Genomic DNA, 19804 nt, shown 5'->3' with positions numbered 1-19804 from the left:
ACCATGAAATATTCAAAATATCTATCTCTATTTTTCCTGATTTTCTCATTACAAAGCTGTAGTGACTTTTTGGAACAAGAACCCGGAACACAAACTTCTATAGACGAACTTTTACAAAACAAAAAAGGTGTTTTACAAGCTTTGACAGGACTTTATACGGAACTTGAAGCCAATTTGCGAGGCGAACGTTATGCGGCTTATGCCGACTTACAAGGAGGAAATATAAAATTTACGCCAACAATAACTGGAGGAAATAGAGGCCAGATTTCTCCACCAGCAAATCTTGAGCAGGTTTATTCTTTTGATGACTTGGCTTTGACAAGTAATTTCAAACCATTCTACGACGGAAGTTATGATATTATCAATCAGGCGAACTTGATTTTAGAATACACTCCTCGATTAAATGATGCAACAGATGAAGAGAAAAATCAAATTATGGCCGAAGCATTAACGATTAGAGCTTATACACATTTTCTGTTATCACTAGTTTACAGTCAGGATTATAAATATACTCCAGATGCTTCTCATTTAGGAATCGTTTATAATACAGCATCTATCAAAGCTGGAATCCAATATCCATCCAGAAAAACTGTTGCTGAAGTATACACGTTAATTATAAAAGATTTGGAAACCGCTATTACTGATTATTCATCAGCATCTCTTCTACCGGGAGCGACTTATTCCTTATTTAATCGTAATAGTACAAAAGCTTTATTGGCTAGAGTTTATCTTCAAAAAGGGGATTGGAATAATGCTTATGATGTTGCAAACGATGTGATTACAACTTCAGGTGTTGCTTTATCTGCTTCCGCAGATTATGTAGCGCAATGGGCGCAGGCTGATCTTCCTATTTCTGAAATTTTACTGGAGTTTTCTACTCCAAAAGATACAGAAGGCGCTGCCTCATCTTCAATGTCACAAGTTTTTGGATATACCTCTGCTACAAGTTACCAAAAGTATGTTGCCTCAAATGATTTGATTAATTTATACGAAAACAACGATTTAAGAAAACAATTATTCCTTACGCAGTCCTTACAAACTCTGGTAAATGGTGTACTTACAGGTGTTAATTACAATTTCACAAGAAAGTATCAAAACAACGCTGGTTACGTAGCCTTTAGATTAAGCGAAATGTATTTGATTCGTGCAGAAGCTGCTTCAGAAACCAACAGAGCAGATTTAGCAATGGCCGATATTAATACCATCAGAGCTCGTTCAAATGCAAGTTTATTAACCAATACAACCAATCTAAAAGAGAATATCTTTTTAGAAAGAAGAAAAGAATTATGTTTTGAAGGCTTTTTGTTTTTTGATATTGCCCGAAACCATAGAGACATTTCTAGAAATGACGGCTGTATTGCCAATGTATGTAGTTTGACTTATCCGTCATTAAAATATGTACTGCCAATACCAACTTATAATACTAACCTTAACCCTAATTTAAAACAAAATGAATCTTATTAAGACATTCGCAATAGTAATTACCGCATCTTTATTAGCTTCTTGTTCAAAAGACGATTATAAATTAGGTTCTGAAATTGATCCATTTATCCGTTTTAATTTTTTGGTAAAAGCTGATAATACACCTTTAGAATATCCTACGGTAAATGGTTCTTTGGTGCCGCAATCTACCTATACAAACAGTTCTGTCAAAACATTAAAAATCCCTGTAGCCTTAACAGCGCAATCATTAAAAAATGCCGTGACTGCCAATTTTAGTGCTGTTTCGTCAACTGGTGATAACGAAAGTTTTACTGTAAACCCTGTTAATCAATTAACATTTCAAGGGACTAAACTAACAGATACTATTGCAGTTTCTTTTGATAAAAGATGGTCGGCAAAACAAAGTATTACCTTAAAATTAGAAACAGTATCAGATCCTGAAATTCATATTGGAAATCGAAACACAGAATATCTTAATGATACTTTTAAAATTGAACTAGGAACGATTTCAACCAACTATACTTTTCCCGTAAACCAATACGTCGTACAAGGTGAAGTTGGCGAAACTATCGATTTTAAAGTAAATTTTCCAAATGGATTCTTTCCTGAAGAAATTGAAAAAGTCTCGATCTTCAAATTTCAAAATGGTTTCGAGTATTCTTTGACTCATGATGATTACGGAGATAACAGAAGTTCTATAACTTACCATTTAACTTTGTTGGAAGACATTCAAAACGACGATGCACGTTATGAATCCAAAATTACTTTGGTCAATACAACCAATTACAATGCAACAGGTAATCTTACTTTGACTGTTGTAAAACCAATAAAATCACCAAGAGATATTCAAGCAAATCCGGCTTCTAAATTTACAGACCCAACAAATGCTTTTTATTTGACTTATGGAGAACATTGGTTTAATAATAACGGAAATTGTACATGGCAGACTTTTAACGCTCTGACTTTTCCAGTTGTAGTGACAAAAGACAATGAAAATGCTATTTTGTACAGTGATAAAGGAACAGCAAATCCAAATGATGATGTGTATCATGATGCATTCAAAATTGGATTTAACGTTGCTACAGGAACCAATACTGTAAACTCTTTTGGTTTAAAAAGATGGTTTTCTAACGAAAGCAACTCGGCCGCCATTTCTCCTGGATTTAATATTACTTCTGCCCTAGAGTTTTTCCCAGCAAATGGAACAAGCAAAACCGAAGGAACGGTTTTAGTAATACCACAAGATATTACAATTGGGTCGAGCGCTACAAACACACATGTAATCGCTATTTCTGGTGATGGAACTTATAAAGAAATCAGCAATGGTTTGTATGAAATCTCATTTGAACTAAAATTAACCAACGAGAAACTTTTTGGAGGAACTGTTTCTACGCAATACAGAATGTACAACAATAGAACTTATCCTAAACCGGCTGCTTTGAGTATTCCGTGTCCTAAAGAAGTTACGCTTTAGTGTTCAGTGTACAGATTTTAGTGTTCAGTCGCAGTTGACAGTCTGGAACTTTTCAAGCTTTGTCAAAGTTTAAAACTTTGACAAAGCTTTTGGCATAAAAAAAATGTTTCAGGTTTCAGATTTCAAGTTTCAAGTTTCAGGTTTCACGTTCTGCTGCAACTTGAAACCTGAAACCTGAAACTTCAAACAAATCAAAAAAATAAAAACAAAAAAACAAAAGAGTTGAAAAAATTAATCTTACCAATCTTATTCCTGCTCGCATTATCGGCGTACAAAACAGCCGAAGGCTCCGATTATATTGATATTCAAGAGTTACGAAAACTATATTCCAGCGGAGATGCTTCAAAATGGCCAGCCGCTGAACTGCATGAAAGTATTGATAAATCTAAATTTCAGGATATTGGCGTACTTCCTGCGGTGCCTTATCCTGCTTATAATCCCTATTCAAAGGAAAAAGAGAGTCTGGGAAAGATTTTGTTTTTTGATCCAAGATTATCGAGAAGCGGCCAAATTGCCTGCGCTTCCTGTCATAATCCAGAATTGGGATGGACAGATAATTTAACGCGTTCATTTGGACACGATCGCCAGACTGGAAAACGCAATTCGATGACCATTTTAAATTCGGCCTATGCAACTTCCCTATTTTGGGACGGACGCGCTTCAAGTCTCGAAGATCAAGCACAGTTTCCTGTTGCTGATCCGTTAGAAATGAATGAAAAATTGACGATTGCTGTTGATAAAATTGCCAAAATTAAAGGCTACAATTCGTTGTTTACGGCCGCTTTTGGAGATAAAAAAGTGACTTTAGAACGAATACAATACGCCATTGCGACTTTCGAAAGATCGATCAACAGTCCGAAAAGTAAATTTGACCAGTTTGTAAGCGGAAAAGCAGATATTTATACCGATCAACAGGTAAAAGGAATGCATTTGTTTAGAACGAAGGCGCAATGCATCAATTGTCATAATACGCCTTATTTCAGCGATAATCAGTTTCATAATGACGGACAGACTTTATTTGGTACCAAAAACGAAGATTTCGGTCGTTATAATGTTACTAAAGATGTAAAAGATATCGGCAAATTCAGAACACCAACACTTCGCGAAGTGGTAAACACGAAACCTTGGATGCACCATGGACACTTCCCTACTTTATTGGATGTTGTGGAATTGTACAATTTAGGAAATCCTTCTCCTGTTCAGAAAAAATATCTTGGAACAGCAAGAGATTCTTTAATTCCAAAATCAGATCCGATGCTAAAAAAATTGGATTTGAGTAAAGAAGAAATAAGTGATTTATTGGCATTTATTGAAACTTTAAGTACGCCAACGAGAAGAATTATTTACCCTGAAATGCCTAAATAAAATGTAAATCCTCTTATTATTTTCTTTAGCAAAAAAGAAAGTCATTTTATAGAATAATATCTATTAGAATTACTAATTTGAATATCTCATCATGAAATCATTAAACATTGTAATTATTCTTTTTTTAGTTTGCAACATAGCATTTGCTCAGGAATTTACTAAAGAAATGTCACAGAAAAGAGACTTAAAAATTGATTCTATTTCTAAAATTGATTTCCTAAGTTATGATTATAAATATCTGGACAAAGCTTTTAAAATTAAAATTCCTGAAGAGGTTTATGCCAAGATAGTTAAGGATTATAACTTGAATCCCGAAAAAATAAAAAAATACAAAGATTCTCTGGATATTGTTTTAATGGCTGAATTTGATGATTGGGATACCGTGAGAATTTCAGGACACAGAATCAATTATGAGTGGAAAAGAGTGGGGTATCATATCTGGATGAACGAAAATGAAGTTTTAGAATTAGCAAAAAAGCTAAACATAAAAATGCCTTACCGCCTTCAGGAACTTTTTCTAAATAACGATCCAAAAGTAGCGTCTGAAATCCAAAATCTTAGAACCAAATTATTTGAGCAATATAGAAAAGAAGAATTAATGATGATACCGACAAGACAACTGCTTTCACTTGCTTTTAAATATAATCCTGAAATTATGGAGCTTAAAAACAATCATCAGAAAGAACATAATAAACAAAAAAAATAAATCGATTTGCAAATTGCCCCAAAAATAGGCAAATCTCTAAAGCTCATTTCTTAATTGAAACGGGCTTTTTTATTTCCAACCCTATTTTAAAATAGTAATTTACTATACTTTCATCGAAGCATAAAATGATGGTTTAATCATTGTCATGCATCGAATTTTTAAATTTGATGGTAACAAAAAAGAAGCTCTTTCTTTTATAAAAAATTCCATTATGAAATTAGAACACATACAAATTCAGACCAGCAATATTCAAAAAACAGCTGCTTTTTATCAAGATATTCTAGAACTTCCCATCATAGAAAAAACTACAGGTTCAGTTAGCATTCAGGCAGGAAATTCCATTCTAAAATTCGTCGAAGAACCAAGCTTCCAATCTATTTATCATTTTGCTTTTAATATTCCTGAAAACAAATTGGATGAAGCCGTTGAATGGTGCCGTAACAAAACAGATTTAATCGTAATTGAAGATCAAAATGTTATTACCAATTTTGAGAACTGGAATGCTCATGCTATCTATTTTTATGATAACAACGGTAATTTATTAGAGTTCATTGCCCGTCATGATCTTGATAATTCAGAGAACAAAGCATTTAGTTCTAAATCTATTTTAAATATTAGCGAAATCGGAATTGTAAATGAAAATCCATTGGAATTGGGAAATGAATTGATCTCTAAATATGATTTAAATTTCTTTACTAAAAACACAAATAGCGAAGCTTTTGCTGCAATTGGAGACGATGAAGGTTTACTGATTATGGTAAGACCCAATCGAAATTGGTATCCAACCCAAACGCCTTCTGAAAGCAACAAAACCGAAATTCGATTACAAAACTATGGAAATAGTATTACTCTTAAATTCTAAAATTTCTTATTTTTATTGAAAGATTGCCTTCCGCTAAACAACTAATTTAAAAATATCAAAAATGCCATTCGTACGTATCAGTCTTCCGAAAAAACTTTCGCTGGAAACAAAAAATAACATTTCAGAATCCATTCATCAATCTTTAATCCAGGAATTTAATATTCCCGCGGCCGATTATTTTCATGTAATTGAAGAACTAGAAACGCATCAAATCAAATATCCTGAAAGTTACCTTGGCATTTCACATTCTGATGAAATCATTTATGTTCAAATAACGGCAGGACAAGGAAGAACACTAGAGCAAAAAAAGAAATTATACCATCAAATTGCGACACGAATTGCTTCGACTACACCAATTCTAATTAACAATGTCATTATTATTCTTTTGGAAAATAATGGACTGGAAAATTGGTCTTTTGGAAATGGCGAAATTCAGGAACAGAAGCATTTGAAAAAATAATCCAAATTCTGAGTTGTCCTGAAAAAGGTTGACTAGATTATATACTATAAAATTAATTAAATCGGAACAAGATTTCTTTTGTTCCGATTTATTTTTTTCCATGTTTTCAATTTAACTTGATTTTGTAAATGTGCCTGATTTGGAGTAAGCATATTTATTGATAAATGTACTCTGATTTGATTGTAAAACAAGATAGATTCCTGAACCTGTTTTTTTAAGGCTTTAAAATCTTCAAAGGTTTCAAACAGTCCAAATTCTTCTTTCAAAATACCATTTACTCTTTCTGCAACTGCATTTTCATAAGGATCATAACTTTGAGTCATGCTTATTAGAATATTATTTTTAATTAAGTACTCCGTATATTCTTTACTGCAGTATTGCAATCCTCTATCTGAATGATGTATCAGATTACTATCTTTATTTTTATTGGCAACAGCCATTTTTAAGGCTTCCAATGTGGAACTCGCCATTAGATTATCTGATAAATTGTAACCGACAATTTTCTTGGAATAAGCATCAGTTATTAGATGCAGGTAATGTGTTTTCTCTCTAGTTCTAAGATAGGTAATATCCGCAACCCAAATCTGTTCGGGTCTGTTAATCTCTGCTTCTTTAATTAAGTTTGGATATTTGCGCATCCAATGCCTTGAATTTGTTGTCTTATAATATCTTCGAACTTTAGGAACTAACAAATATTCTCCTCGTAGAAAATCAAATAATTTGTCTCTGCCAATTTTTATTTGATGCTTCTTTAAATCATCCCTAAGCATGTAATATAATTTTCTGCCTCCGGTTTTTGGAAGTTTTTGGCGCACGGACATTATTAAACATCTGAGATTCTCCTGGTTTAAATCTGATTTTAATAAAAGTGATTTTCTTTTATAATAAGCCTGCTTACTATATCCAAACAATCTGCATATTTCACATGGACTAATCCTGTAGATATGATTTATTTCTTGGACTGCTTGGAACCAGACTTTTTTACAATTTCGACTTTTAGCTCACGTTCGGCTATTTCAATAAATTTTTTAAAGACTAATAATTCCTGCTCTTTTTTAGCCAATTGTGCTTCAAGTTCTTTTATACGCTGAGATTGAGGGTCTTTCATTGGACGTCCGATGGTTAATTTATCTTGATATGTAAATTTACCATATTTTTTTAACCAACGCGGTATGCAGCTGTTTCCAGAAATATTATAACGTCGGCGAAGTTCCGCTTTTGTGAACAAACCCTGTTCAAATTCTTTTACAACTTGTTTTTTGAAGACCTCACTGTAAATTTTAGGGGCGCATACTTTTTTTAATTCTTCTCTTTCTATTGACATAATTTATTTAATTATAGTCAACTTTTTTTAGGACGAGACATTCGAAAAATAAAGCCCAATTCATTTATTTGAATTGGGCTTTTATATTTTTTAAAACCTCATCTTCTGAATTCTAACCGCATTGAAAATCGCTAACAACGCCACACCAACATCAGCAAAAACAGCTTCCCACATGGTGGCCAATCCGCCAGCGCCAAGAATTAATACAAAAGCTTTTACCACAAAAGCCAAAGTAATATTCTGCCACACGATTTTTTTGGTTTGTTTTCCAATGTTAATTGCCATGGCAATTTTACTAGGTTTATCATCTTGAATCACCACATCAGCGGTTTCAATTGCAGCGTCGCTTCCTAAACCTCCCATTGCAATTCCTACCGTGCTTAAAGCAATTACAGGCGCATCATTAACACCATCTCCAACAAAAGCAATAGTTTCGTTTTTGGCTTTAATTTCGTTTACTTTATTGACTTTATCCTCTGGAAGCAAATCCCCAAAAGCTTTTGTAATTCCCAATTTCTCAGCCACAAACTGAACCACATTGGTTTTATCACCGCTCAGCATGGTTAGTTTTACACCTAACGCTTTTAGTTTAGCAACGGTTTCTTTTGCATCTTCTTTAATTTCGTCGGCAATAGTTAAATAACCTGCAAATTTTCCATCATACGCAATGGCAATCGTGGTGTAAACTATTGACGAAGGATCAATATCATATGGAATATTAAATTTATCGAGAAGCTTAAAATTACCAACATATAAATCTTTTCCATTAAAAGAAGCTTTTAATCCGTGACCAGAAATTTCTTCAATATCTTTCAATTCAACCGAAGGATCAATTTGTCCTACATGATTATGAATCGCAGTAGCAACAGGATGCGTGCTTCGGCTTTCTAAAGCATTAACCAGTTTTAGGATTTCCTCTTGATCCAATTCCGGTTTTATAATGACTTCCTGCACTTTAAAAACGCCTTCGGTCATAGTTCCCGTTTTGTCTACCACCACATTCTGAATCGTCGAAATACTGTCTAAAAAATTACTCCCTTTAAAAAGGATTCCGTTTTTACTTGCTGCCCCTATTCCGCCAAAATAACCTAACGGAATACTAATGACCAACGCACAAGGACAAGAAATTACCAGAAAAACCAAAGCTCTGTACAACCAGTCCGAAAAAACATAGTGGTCTACAAAAAGCATGGGAACCAAACAAATCGCAATTGCCAGATATACTACAATTGGCGTATAGATTTTTGCAAATTTTCTAATAAACAATTCTGCAGGTGCTTTTTTGGTAGTGGCATTTTGTACCAGCTCTAAAATTTTAGACAATTTACTGTCATTATAAGCGGTTGTTACTTTTACTAATGCAATGGTATTTCCGTTTATCATTCCGGCCAGAACAGTCTCGCCTTTCTTTTTCGTATCTGGTTTGCTTTCGCCAGTTAAAGCTGCCGTATTAAACGAAGCCGAATCTGATACTAATTCGCCGTCCAAAGCCAGTTTTTCACCCGCTTTCAGCTGAATGACCGCACCAATCTGCACCTCTTTTGCCTTAACTTTTACAGCAGTATTATTTTCTACCACATTTACCTCATCTGGACGCTGGTCCAAAAGACTTTTTATACTCGATTTTGCTCGAGTCACCGCCATTCCCTGAAAGGTTTCTCCAATGGTGTAAAACAGCATCACTGCAACACCTTCTGGATATTCGCCAATGGCAAAGGCTCCGATTGTGGCAATACACATTAAGAAAAACTCCGAGAAAACATCTCCTTTTCTAATGCTTTCGTAGGCTTCTCTCAGCACTGGAAGCCCAACCGGAAGATACGCAATGGCATACCAAACCGTTCTTACAGAACCTGTAAACCAGCTTTGCGGTACATAGTTGTCAAAAACGATTCCTATAAGTAATAAAACAAAGGAAATGATGGCAGGAAGAAACAATTTAAACCAGCCACCTTCTGCATGATGCTCGTGGTCATGTCCGTGGTCGTGGCCGTCATTTTCAGTATGTACCGGTTCATCGTGAGAACAGCAGCAAGTTGCTTTAGGTTTATTTTTTATATTTTTTACTTCTTTATCTTGATGTATCATTTTTTGAGTTTCAGGTTTCAGGTTTCAGGTTGGAGTTTCTCTGAAACTTGGTTTTAATAATGCCCTAAATTTACAGCTTTTGTTTTAAAGTTTTATGCCACAAAGACGCTATTTTTTCTGCCACAAAGGCGCTAAGACGCGAAGTTTTTTTTTACATACTTTGTACCATAGCGCCTTTTTGGCAAAAAAAATCAACGCATCATTTGGAAATATAGCCTGCGGTTTCAACCGCAGGAACGCAACGTGAATATGCACCGAAACAATACTTTGCGTAAATTGTAGTATGATTTGCTTCTCCAGTTCCCTATCGCTCGAGCCTCCTTCGTCGAAATGACACAAAATGAGAAAAAATTACAATCGTTTGTGAAATTATTAATCAAAAAAACTTAGCGGCTTTGCTCCTGATAACTATCGGGATTGCGAGATTAATTCTCTCCAACCTTAAAAATAGTTATTATGATTCTCTGCGAGGATATCAATTAGTCTTATCAAAGAGACTCTTTTATCCTATTCTAACACAAATAAACCCTTTGGGGGTAATTACGCTCTTAGTGTAGCAATAATTTTGCAATAAATTTTTTATTTCATATTGAATTATAATCCATTTGTCTCATAAACAAGACAAAGTCAAATTAAGAAACTATAAGCCAACTGTTTAATTTGACCGTTTCTAATACCATTTCAGGAAACAAACTCAGAGCCCTTTTTGCCCCAAAGCAAGTTGATAATAAAAATTTTCCTTTTAGGAAAACATAAAAACATTTACTAACAAACTTTATTTTAAAATTTATGAAAACGCATGTAATGCTGACATTTTTCTTATGGTTCACGGCAACAGTTATGTATTCTCAGGTAGGAATGACGACTAACAGCCCAAACAAAGATGCGGTCTTAGATTTAAACAATGCAGATGGCACTAATACCAAAGGACTTTTGTTACCCAAAGTAGCTTTAACAGCTTTAAATAGTCCTGCTCCTTTAAGCACACATATTAAAGGAATGAAAGTATACAATACTACTACAACTACAGTAACAGGAACTTCTACAAATCATGTTGTACCAGGTGTTTACTATAATGATGGCACTAAATGGATTTTAGAAGCCCAAGAAAATACGTTTTGGTCTGCTACTGGTAATACTGGTACTGTCGCCGGTACAAATAAGATTGGTACCTTATCTTCTTATCCTTTTGTAACTAAAACTAATAATACTGAGGCTACTCGTATAACTACAACTGACAATTATTTAATAGGAACGCCTGCTACTTTAACAGGAGGCGCAACAGCTACTATGGCTGTAAAAACAGACAATCCTGGGTCAATCCAGTTAATAGATGGTACACAGGGTGCTGGTAAAGTATTAACTTCTGATGCGAATGGTTTAGCCACCTGGCAAGAACCTTTGGCAGAAGTAATTTATCCTAGTTTTGTACCAGCCTCTGGAGGAGCTGATCTTGATACTTTTCCAAGCGCAGGTACGGGTAGTTTTTATACAAACTGCAGTTTAACCTTACCTCCCGGTAAATGGATGTGCACATTTAATTTAATCATTAAAAAAGTAGATGGAACATACTCTGCCTCGAACTCTGGTGCTCAATTTAAAACTTTCTTTTCTACAAGTAGTACTGCTGACATAACTCCAAATAAAATATTTGGTTATTTTTATCTCATGGATAATATCTATGGGTATTTTCCCCCTAATAGCTTGTATGGAACGATACAAGGTTCAACTATTATTGAAAATAATACGTCTACTAATCAAACCTATTATTATTGGGTTGAAAGAGGATTCAACTCTCTTGTTAACATGACAGTTAAACTCCCTGCAGCAGGTTCTGAAAACAATGTCATTGCAGAAAGAATATACTAAAGTTAAAAAATCTTTTTTAAGATACAAAAAAGTAAATGAAATGAAACAATACTTAATAATAGTTTTTATAGCAGTAGGAATAAGTACAACATTACAGGCTCAGGTGGGTAATTATAGTAATAATCCTAATATTAATTCGGTTCTCGACCTAAATAATAGTTCAGGAACAGCAAATAAAGGCTTGGCTCTTCCAAGGGTTACTTTGATTAGCACAACTGATCCTTCTCCTCTATCGGGTCATGTAACAGGCATGATGGTATACAATACAACAGCAACTGGTTCAGGATCAACACAGGTTAAAGAAGGTATATATACTAACGATGGAAGCCAATGGATACCAATTTTAGGAGCTACTGCAATTCCTTGGGATTTAAAAGGAAATAATAATGTAAATAGTTTAAATTTTATTGGTACAACAGATAATACTGATTTTGTAACTCGTACCAATAATACAGAAAGACTTCGCGTAACTACAGGTGGAAAACTTCTTGTTAATACAGCTGTAGTACCAACAGGGGGAAGCAACCCCAAACTTATTATCAATAATGGGAGTACTAATGGTGCGCTTATGATAAAAGATGGTACCGAAGGTCTTGCGCCACAAGGTGAGGGAAAGGTATTTACTTCTGATGCCAACGGATTAGGAAGCTGGGCTCCGCCTTCATTAAACTTAAACTCCATGTTTGGTAATTCTTCTCCAGATTTAGGAGTTACTCTACCTAGTACAGCAACTGCAACATGGTCATTTACAAATAGGGTGATTACACTTCCCCCAGGAAAATGGCTTTTAAGGATCGGCTTTAATTGTCCAGTTTACACATATAGCGCAACTAATGAAAGCTGGTCTGTAAGAGCAACATTTAGCAATAGCAGTACCACAATGGCTCCAAGCTCGGATATTCTCTCCTCTGCTCCTTATATTTCAGCTTTTATGGCTCCAATGGCACATAGCTTTGTTATGAAAGGGTCTATGATTATACAAAATACTACAAGTACAAATAAAGACTATTATTTCTGTGCAGGATACGTTACTACAAACAATCCTACGGCTACGCAAGTTCTTCAGTCAATAGGTCGCTTGGGTAATGGAAATTATATTGTCGTTCAAAAAATAAATTAAATATTACCACAATTTAATTTTTAAAAGTAGTTTGAGAATAAAGCTGCGTATTAAAAAAGTTTAAAAATGAAAAATATGAAAAAAAATATTGGATTTATAATTATAATGGCACTCATAACCGTTGTAACTGTAAAAGCCCAAGTGGGTATGCCTTTAAATAGTCCTATAAAAGATGCAATACTAGACTTAAACTACAGCACAACCGGTACTACCAATAAAGGCTTATTATTACCTAAAGTGAGTTTATTGGCGACAGATAATCCATCGCCATTAAAAGCACATACAGCTGGAATTTATGTTTACAACACAAATCCTGCTGGAAGTGGTGCAACCCAGGTTGTTAAAGGAACTTATTACAATGATGGAAGTCGTTGGTATTCCGTAAATGGCTCTACAATTCCTTGGACTACTGGAGGAAATGCAGGAACAAATGCCACATCCAATTTTGTAGGTACAACAGATGCTGTCGACTTTGTAACGGTAACAAATGGAATTGAACGAAACAGGGTTACTGCAGCAGGAAAACTTCTGGTAGGAACTACTACTGTACCTACAGGTGGCACCAATGCCAAAGTAATTCTAAATAGCAGTGCTACAGGTGCATTACAGCTTCAAGATGGTACACAACAATTAAGTTATGGGTTAATTTCAGATGCAAATGGTGTGGGACAATGGCAGATGCAGGCAATTAATAAGAACATAGCAACATTATCTACTGCTGGAGTAAATGTTCCTATTACCCCACTTGATAAATGGTATTACACCAACACCAGTATTACGCTAGCTCCTGGAAAATGGCTTATAAATGTAAACATGCTGTTAAGCAGAGCAAGTGCACCAGTGTTTAATAATTCCAATGAATTTTTATGGGCAAATGCTACTTTCAGTAACAGTAGCACTACGTTAACTCCAACAACAGATATTCTAACTACAGGCAATCTTATGGGAGCTCCTCTTTATCCTAGTGCAAAAAATGGTATGATGACAGGCAATCTGATAATTCGAAACAGTGGTACGGTCAATAAAACATATTACTTTATTGTAAAAATAAATGGACGTAATTTGAGTGGTACCGGATTAAGCAAGTTCGGCGGTGGATGGCCTGAAGATTACATTTGGTATCAAAAAATTCCATAAGATTAATATAACCTTATAGCACAGATATCTACTAACAACAATAGTAAGACGAAAAAAAATATTCCTTTAATCGCCTCCAGCTTTAGCTGGAGGTTTTATAGATTCTAATGTAAAGGCTTTAGCCCAACTTGCGTAAAGTTTGGCTAAAGCCTTTTCCTATTTATATTTATTACCTCCAGCTAAAGCTGGAGGCAACTGAAGTAAACTTTTCAACGCTGCTCTCGATAGCTATCGGGAATTTTAGAAAATTTATTGTAATTCTAAAACTGTGCATTAACCCGTATAGAAGCTTTTACCAAGGCCAGCGCTTTAATACTGCCTATTGGAAATTCTACCGTTTGATGATTTGGGTTTTGGGAAACAAATTCTACATAAGACTCTTTCTTAGATTTATTTAAAAAACGGGTTAAAAAAAACTCGTTTCCATCGTTATTTACATAAACCAGATACATTTCGCCCCAAATTATATTGTTTTCGGGAGCATTAATCTTTTTAAAAATAACAATATCACCGCTGCTTAACAACGGATACATACTATCACCCGCTACATACAATGCGCCATCGCATTGGGAAATTTCAGGAATGCTGATATAATTTACAGGAATCTGATTTTGGTTTTCGCCAAATAAATCTACAATACCGCTAATACTGCGTACATTAAAAACAGGAATATTGTGACTGCCTGCCTCCTGCTCTACTGTTCTAAAAGGATTAACAGCAGCTAAACTTTGCCCTTTAAACATAGTACCATTTCCCGTTAAGAGCCATTCTGGGTCTACATCTGTATATTTTCTTAAGATATTTTCTAATTTATCTACTCCAATAGTCTTATTATTTTTAAGCTGGCTGGCAAAAGAACCATTGGACATGCCTACTTCACGCTCTAAAGTACTCACTTTAATACCTTTTGCGTCTATATATTGCTTGATCCTCTGTAGCGTATTCTCTGTCATAAAGCAACTTTTTAGAAAAAATCTTACTTTTTATATTTATTTTAAGATATATCTTATTATATTTGTCCCGTTCTTAATACAAAATGAACAATAGACAAAAATATGAAAACAAAGTCGAGTTACAACCAAGATGTCCTAAAGATTATCCATGACCGGTACGGATATTCTTACGACTATATTCGAAAGGCCATTCGTGGCGATCGCGTTGGTCCCATGAGCGACACCCTAAAAGCCGAATACAATAAGCTCCAAAATGAAGCTTTAAAAGCCATACAAGACAAGGTTACCAAATTATAAGCTTTCTGCTTTTTTTCAAGAGTTTCCAATACCACTTCCGGAAACCAATTCAAAGCCTTACTTCCTCCCAAGCTAAAAACAAATTGCAAATGAAATTTTCCGTTTTGGAAAATTTAAAACATTTAAAAACAAACAATTTATTTTTAATTTTTATGAAAAAGTTTTTTAAAGCAGCATGCTTACTTTGCTGCCTGACAACGAGTGGGATTTATGCACAAGTAGGAATGAACAGTAATACCCCAAACCCAAACGCAACATTAGATTTAAACAACACAGATGGAAAAAATGACAAAGGTTTACTTTTACCAAAAGTAGAACTTTCCTCTACTACAAGCGCCAGCCCAATGACCGCACATGTTGAGGGAATGAAAGTCTACAATACCTTTACCTCTGTTGCTGGTGCTAACCAAGTAACGCCAGGAGAATACTACAACGATGGTACAAAATGGGTACGTATTACTTCGTCTGCTGATGGCAATAATAACTGGACTTTGGGTGGAAATACAAACGGAGCCTTAAAAGAATTAGGAACAAAAGATGCACAACCACTTCCTTTTATTACTAATGGAACTGCTAAAATGAGTTTATCTACGACCGGAGCATTAAGTTTAGGAGGAAACAATAATGTCAACCCAAATTTTATCTTTGATCCAGGACTCCAAGCTGATATGGGCTTTTTACGCTTAATGACAGATAAATTCGGCAACTCAAATGCTCATGGAATTAGCATTTCACAGTTTCAAGAACCTTATTTTAGTAATGATAATGGATTAAATATTATCAGAGGCCGAGGAAGTCATGCAAGCCCAAAACTGGCAGAGATTGGTGATCGTATTGGAACAATACAATGGAGTACATTCAATCCCTCAGCAATTATTAAAATGCAGCCACTAATAAAGATGACTACTTATTATGCAGGATCTAAATCAGATGGTAGCGCTACTATAGGACAATTACATATTTCTTCTAATACCAATAATGGTATACTTGTAGATAATGGAATTGCATTAGGAAAAGTGTATGCTCCAGATTTCTATAATGCATTACCTATTACTGTAATCCCTTCTACTGCTGGCGCTCAAAGAGATCCTGCAAATACAAAAGTAGATGTATTTCTTGTGGGAATTATAGGTTCAAACTTTAGAGTTGCTACTAGTGCTGCAACTGCAGTTATAGATGATATTGATAATAAAACATCATTGTACATTAATAACGCAAACTCAACACTTAATTATACCTTAAAAAAAGCAGATGCTACAAATGTAGGCGCTATGTTTACTTTTGTTGCTTCGGGAGGTGGCACATCAGGTAAAGTAACTATAACTGCTGCAAGTGGAGATAAAATAGCTGTTATAGGCGGGGCAACTACTACAACTGCTACCTCAAATGCAATAAAAGTTATAAGTAATGGTAAAGATACTTGGTATCAAATACCTTAAAGTAAGAATGTATGGATACCCCGATCGCGCAGATATCTACACACAACGATAGCGCGGATTTGTAATGCGTGCCCGCAACGATAAGACACAAAGCAAAAAAGCTGTAAACTTAAAATTTACAGCTTTTTTATATTTGTTATTGAATGCTAGCCAAAAATCAAATTACATTCTTCAATTTATCAAATTCTTCAATAGTTTTATATTTTAAAAAAGAATGTCTTCTTTTCTTATTATACCAATTTTCTATAAACTCAAATATTTCAGCTTTCAATTGCTCTTTTGTAAAAAGTGTGTTTATATAAATCAATTCTTTTTTAAGTATACTGAAAAAAGCCTCTGCAATGATATTATCCCAGCAATTTCCTTGTCGGTTCATACTTCTAACGATATTTTTATTAGAAGACAGTCTTTCCATGAAAATTTTATTTGAATATTGAGCCCCTCTGTCGGAATGAAATATTAATTCATTAGTAATTTTTCTGTTACTAACCGCCATATCCCAAGCAGGTAGAATTGTATTTATAGTTGAAAGTGAACTACTTAAATTCCATCCAATTATTTTTCTATCAAATAAATCCAAAATAATTGTAAGATACATAAAACCACCTTGTATTCTTATATATGTAATATCTGAAACCCAAGCCTTAGAAGGTTCTTTTACTTTAAATTTTCTATTTAAAATATTAGGAGCAAGAAAATGATTATGATTTGAATTAGTTGTAATTTTAAATTTTTTTTTCTGCTTAAAATGTAAATCTAATTTTACCAGATATTTTCCTACTGTTGATCTCGATACAGTATATCCTCTTTTTTGAAGTTCACTAGTAATCGTATTAGTCCCATGTCGCTGTTTAAATTCAAAAAAAATAGATTTTATTTCTTCTTTTAGTAAATTATTTCTTTCTTTTGCCTTCGAAACAAATTGTCTTTTCCATCTATAATATGATGCGATATCAATTCTTAAAACTTTACACATTGTTTTAATCCAATATACTTTTTCATTATCTTTAATGTATTGAAAAGCGATCAATCTTCCTTGTAAAACATACTTACTTCCATTCTTTAAAATTTCCAACTTCTGTTGAGTAATTTTGATTTTTCTAGTTAATTCTTTAATTTTTCTCTGTTCAGGATTTAATCTTACATGACCTCTTCCTTTCCCACAAAAACTTGTTACACCAAATCTTTCATATTCTAACCGCCACCTAAATAACATGCTTTGGGTCATTTCAAGATCTTTTGCAGCTTCTGCAACACCCTTTTCACTAATTAGCTGAATAGCTTTTTCTTTGAAAAGACGATCATAAGTTTTTAATCTTTTTTTCATATTTTTTCAAATTAAAACACTTTCACTTTGGTAATTCCACAACTCTATATATTTGAATATTTCAAATTTCACATCCTTTTCACTGAGAAATCTAGTTTTTTTATAAACATTCTTTTTTAATTGAAAGAAAAAGCTTGTCGCTAAAGCATTATGACGGTCGTCTTTTCTCTGACTCATGCTTTGCTTAATAATTTTGTATGAATGTAATAATTTTATAAATCTTTTACATTTATATTGAACTCCTCTATTGGAATGAAATATTAACTCATTCGTAATTTTTCTATTAATTGTTGCCATTTTCAAGGCTGGTAAAGAAGTTTTTTTTGAATTTAATTTTTTACTTACACTCCAACCTATTATTTTTCTATCATATAAATCCAAAATAATTGTTAAATACAAATATCCTGTAGTTGCTTTAAGATGATTTATCTCTGATATCCACGCTTGAGAGGGCTCATTAAACTTTTGTTCTGGATTTAAAATAAGAGGAGCAGCAAAAGAATTAAAAATCGGATTTATTTTTGCTTTTCTTGTATTCATTAAACTACACAAACCTAACTCACGCATGTAACTTAAAACACTTTGGTAGTTCGTTTTATATCCTCTTTCTTTAAGTTCTTTTGTAATTCTTGCGCCTCCATATACTTGTTTTGTTTCAAAAAATATATTTTTAATTTCATTTTTTACTAAGGTTCTATTTATTTCTCTATTTGAAATAGTTTGTTTTGTCCAAGTTTGATAGGCTGCTCTACATATTCCTAAAATTTTACACATATTAGAAATAGAATATGTTTTTTTATTGTTATCTATAAATTGATAAATAAGTGAACGTTTTTGAAAAAGAGACTTATGTTCTTTTCTTAAACTTTCATATAGTGATTCTAAATCTCTGAAATCACTCTCAAGTTTTTTAACCATCAGTTGTTCTTCGCTCAATCTTAAATGTCCAGTTCCACAAAAACCTGTCGCTCCAAATTTTTTATATTTTGAGCACCAAGTACATAGCAAAGACTTTGGAAGTCCAAGTTCTCTCTCTACTTGAGTAATATTACCTCTTTCATAACCTAATTGGATTGCTCTCAGCTTGAAATCCCTATCATATTTTTTTAGCTTTCGTTGCATATACTATTAAATTTAAAAGTTATATATCTTATTCTATCACAAAAAAAACTTTAGAGTACTGTTTGAGTTTATCATTTATTCTACGTTTGAAAAAAAGATATCAGTAATGAGAATAAATGGTATTGATATAAAAAACGTAGAGAAATTAGTGCAAGCTGAGTCTAAAAGAAGAAAAATACTTTGGCAGAGAAAAAGTAAAAAATTATTATGGGCTACGGTAGCTTGTTTTATAATAATCTTAATGATTTTATGATAAAAGGTATTTTAGAACCTACCTACAAAGATAAAGAAAATTAACAATATAGAATTACACCTTTCTTTAGTAGTACTTAAGAAGTAATTTTCTACAATATAATTTATTAAGTTAAGTATATCCTTTTTATACCGAACAAAAATAAAAACTAAATATTAAACAAAGTCTGCTTTAATTAGGCGGATTTTTTAATTTATAGAAAATATGGAATTTAAAATATCCCTAGAAAATCTAAAAAAAAATAATGAAGTGATAGTTGAAATTATTGCTTTATTAAAAGATAATTCGATTAAAGAAAACACAGAAATATTGAAAGAAGTTAAAAACAGAATTAAAAAGAATTCTTTTTTAAGATAGTAAGTATGCTATCTAATTTCTTATCTATATTTTTCAATTGATTACTTAAAGTAACTTGATTTGATTCTATAGTATTTATGCGAGATTTTAAAGATTTGAATTCTTTTTCTTGAGCAAGGCCAATTTTTACAACATTTCGGTCTATGTTAGTAAGTGTATCCATATTGAGTAATTTTTGGTTGAATCAAATATATCAAAAACAGTAATA

16 protein-coding genes are annotated in these 19804 nt (G+C 33.4%); 10 read left to right on the top strand and 6 right to left on the bottom strand.

Annotated features, from left to right (window positions below):
* The first annotated feature begins 3 nt into the window (after positions 1–3).
* The 6 genes from P2W65_RS15340 to P2W65_RS15315 all read left to right on the top strand — a co-directional run bounded on the left by P2W65_RS15340 (position 4) and on the right by P2W65_RS15315 (position 6310).
* The gene (locus P2W65_RS15340) at positions 4–1464 is read left to right on the top strand and encodes a RagB/SusD family nutrient uptake outer membrane protein (RefSeq protein ID WP_289658770.1); all 1461 of its coding nucleotides are present in this window, start codon (positions 4–6) and stop codon (positions 1462–1464) included.
* Positions 1451–2917 (top strand): hypothetical protein, encoded by a 1467-nt coding sequence (locus P2W65_RS15335; RefSeq protein WP_289658768.1) that lies wholly within the window; start codon positions 1451–1453, stop codon positions 2915–2917. The genes P2W65_RS15340 and P2W65_RS15335 overlap by 14 nt, the downstream gene beginning before the upstream one ends.
* Before the next feature lie 222 nt (positions 2918–3139).
* Positions 3140–4282, top strand: a complete 1143-nt coding sequence (locus P2W65_RS15330) for a cytochrome-c peroxidase (RefSeq protein ID WP_289658766.1) — start codon at positions 3140–3142, stop codon at positions 4280–4282.
* A gap of 91 nt (positions 4283–4373) precedes the next feature.
* Complete coding sequence (locus tag P2W65_RS15325; RefSeq protein ID WP_289658764.1) at positions 4374–4988, top strand: hypothetical protein; 615 nt, start codon at positions 4374–4376, stop codon at positions 4986–4988.
* Positions 4989–5199: 211 nt separating this feature from the next.
* On the top strand, positions 5200–5850 hold the full coding sequence (locus P2W65_RS15320; RefSeq protein WP_289658762.1) for a VOC family protein: 651 nt from the start codon (positions 5200–5202) through the stop codon (positions 5848–5850).
* Between the two features lie 61 nt (positions 5851–5911).
* On the top strand, positions 5912–6310 hold the full coding sequence (locus P2W65_RS15315) for a tautomerase family protein (protein WP_289658760.1): 399 nt from the start codon (positions 5912–5914) through the stop codon (positions 6308–6310).
* A 56-nt stretch (positions 6311–6366) separates the two neighbouring features.
* On the opposite strand, the gene P2W65_RS15310 is transcribed toward P2W65_RS15315, so the two are convergent.
* Together P2W65_RS15310 and P2W65_RS15305 are read right to left on the bottom strand one after the other, a co-directional pair.
* A protein-coding gene (locus tag P2W65_RS15310; RefSeq protein WP_289658758.1) for an IS3 family transposase occupies positions 6367–7634 on the bottom strand; the annotation gives its coding sequence in 2 pieces (ribosomal slippage) (positions 6367–7295 and positions 7295–7634; 1269 coding nt in all).
* Between the two features lie 90 nt (positions 7635–7724).
* Positions 7725–9722 (bottom strand): heavy metal translocating P-type ATPase, encoded by a 1998-nt coding sequence (locus P2W65_RS15305; protein ID WP_289658756.1) that lies wholly within the window; start codon positions 9720–9722, stop codon positions 7725–7727.
* Between the two features lie 789 nt (positions 9723–10511).
* Here P2W65_RS15305 and P2W65_RS15300 point away from each other — a divergent pair.
* The 3 genes from P2W65_RS15300 (at position 10512) to P2W65_RS15290 (ending at position 13848) form a co-directional block, all read left to right on the top strand.
* Positions 10512–11591 carry a phage tail-like protein gene (locus tag P2W65_RS15300; protein WP_289658754.1) on the top strand — a complete coding sequence of 360 codons (1080 nt, stop codon included), beginning with the start codon at positions 10512–10514 and terminating at the stop codon, positions 11589–11591.
* Positions 11566–12711, top strand: a complete 1146-nt coding sequence (locus tag P2W65_RS15295; RefSeq protein ID WP_289658752.1) for a phage tail-like protein — start codon at positions 11566–11568, stop codon at positions 12709–12711. The genes P2W65_RS15300 and P2W65_RS15295 overlap by 26 nt, the downstream gene beginning before the upstream one ends.
* Before the next feature lie 75 nt (positions 12712–12786).
* Positions 12787–13848, top strand: coding sequence for a phage tail-like protein (locus P2W65_RS15290; RefSeq protein WP_289658750.1), 1062 nt, complete (start codon positions 12787–12789; stop codon positions 13846–13848).
* Between the two features lie 260 nt (positions 13849–14108).
* On the opposite strand, the gene P2W65_RS15285 is transcribed toward P2W65_RS15290, so the two are convergent.
* Positions 14109–14801: a LexA family transcriptional regulator gene (locus P2W65_RS15285; RefSeq protein WP_289658748.1), complete on the bottom strand. Its 693-nt coding sequence runs from the start codon at positions 14799–14801 to the stop codon at positions 14109–14111.
* A 449-nt stretch (positions 14802–15250) separates the two neighbouring features.
* Here P2W65_RS15285 and P2W65_RS15280 point away from each other — a divergent pair, with 449 nt between their 5' ends.
* Complete coding sequence (locus P2W65_RS15280) at positions 15251–16537, top strand: phage tail-like protein (protein ID WP_289658746.1); 1287 nt, start codon at positions 15251–15253, stop codon at positions 16535–16537.
* Positions 16538–16694: 157 nt separating this feature from the next.
* Here the strand turns inward: P2W65_RS15280 and P2W65_RS15275 are convergent, their stop codons facing one another.
* From P2W65_RS15275 to P2W65_RS15265, 3 genes are all read right to left on the bottom strand, one after another.
* Positions 16695–17864 carry an IS3 family transposase gene (locus P2W65_RS15275; protein WP_289658743.1) on the bottom strand — a complete coding sequence of 390 codons (1170 nt, stop codon included), beginning with the start codon at positions 17862–17864 and terminating at the stop codon, positions 16695–16697.
* A gap of 6 nt (positions 17865–17870) precedes the next feature.
* Complete coding sequence (locus P2W65_RS15270) at positions 17871–18986, bottom strand: IS3 family transposase (protein ID WP_289658741.1); 1116 nt, start codon at positions 18984–18986, stop codon at positions 17871–17873.
* 584 nt (positions 18987–19570) lie between these two features.
* A complete protein-coding gene (locus P2W65_RS15265; RefSeq protein ID WP_289658739.1) occupies positions 19571–19759 on the bottom strand; it encodes a hypothetical protein in 189 nt (62 codons plus the stop codon).
* Between the last annotated feature and the right edge of the window lie 45 nt (positions 19760–19804).

Source organism: Flavobacterium panacagri (assembly GCF_030378165.1).
GTDB classification, from domain to species: domain Bacteria; phylum Bacteroidota; class Bacteroidia; order Flavobacteriales; family Flavobacteriaceae; genus Flavobacterium; species Flavobacterium panacagri.
The sequence above is the reverse complement of the archived record's forward strand: the minus strand, read 5'-3'. Positions and strand labels throughout refer to the sequence as shown.

Bases quoted from the DNA above. Each gene is read 5' to 3' on its own strand.
- P2W65_RS15300 (WP_289658754.1), top strand. From the start codon at position 10,512: ATGAAAACGCATGTAATGCTGACATTTTTCTTATGGTTCACGGCAACA.
- P2W65_RS15320 (WP_289658762.1), top strand. From the start codon at position 5,200: ATGAAATTAGAACACATACAAATTCAGACCAGCAATATTCAAAAAACA.
- P2W65_RS15340 (WP_289658770.1), top strand. From the start codon at position 4: ATGAAATATTCAAAATATCTATCTCTATTTTTCCTGATTTTCTCATTA.
- P2W65_RS15325 (WP_289658764.1), top strand. From the start codon at position 4,374: ATGAAATCATTAAACATTGTAATTATTCTTTTTTTAGTTTGCAACATA.
- P2W65_RS15285 (WP_289658748.1), bottom strand. From the start codon at position 14,801: ATGACAGAGAATACGCTACAGAGGATCAAGCAATATATAGACGCAAAA.
- P2W65_RS15335 (WP_289658768.1), top strand. From the start codon at position 1,451: ATGAATCTTATTAAGACATTCGCAATAGTAATTACCGCATCTTTATTA.
- P2W65_RS15265 (WP_289658739.1), bottom strand. From the start codon at position 19,759: ATGGATACACTTACTAACATAGACCGAAATGTTGTAAAAATTGGCCTT.
- P2W65_RS15295 (WP_289658752.1), top strand. From the start codon at position 11,566: ATGTCATTGCAGAAAGAATATACTAAAGTTAAAAAATCTTTTTTAAGA.
- P2W65_RS15275 (WP_289658743.1), bottom strand. From the start codon at position 17,864: ATGAAAAAAAGATTAAAAACTTATGATCGTCTTTTCAAAGAAAAAGCT.
- P2W65_RS15305 (WP_289658756.1), bottom strand. From the start codon at position 9,722: ATGATACATCAAGATAAAGAAGTAAAAAATATAAAAAATAAACCTAAA.
- P2W65_RS15270 (WP_289658741.1), bottom strand. From the start codon at position 18,986: ATGCAACGAAAGCTAAAAAAATATGATAGGGATTTCAAGCTGAGAGCA.
- P2W65_RS15290 (WP_289658750.1), top strand. From the start codon at position 12,787: ATGAAAAAAAATATTGGATTTATAATTATAATGGCACTCATAACCGTT.
- P2W65_RS15280 (WP_289658746.1), top strand. From the start codon at position 15,251: ATGAAAAAGTTTTTTAAAGCAGCATGCTTACTTTGCTGCCTGACAACG.
- P2W65_RS15315 (WP_289658760.1), top strand. From the start codon at position 5,912: ATGCCATTCGTACGTATCAGTCTTCCGAAAAAACTTTCGCTGGAAACA.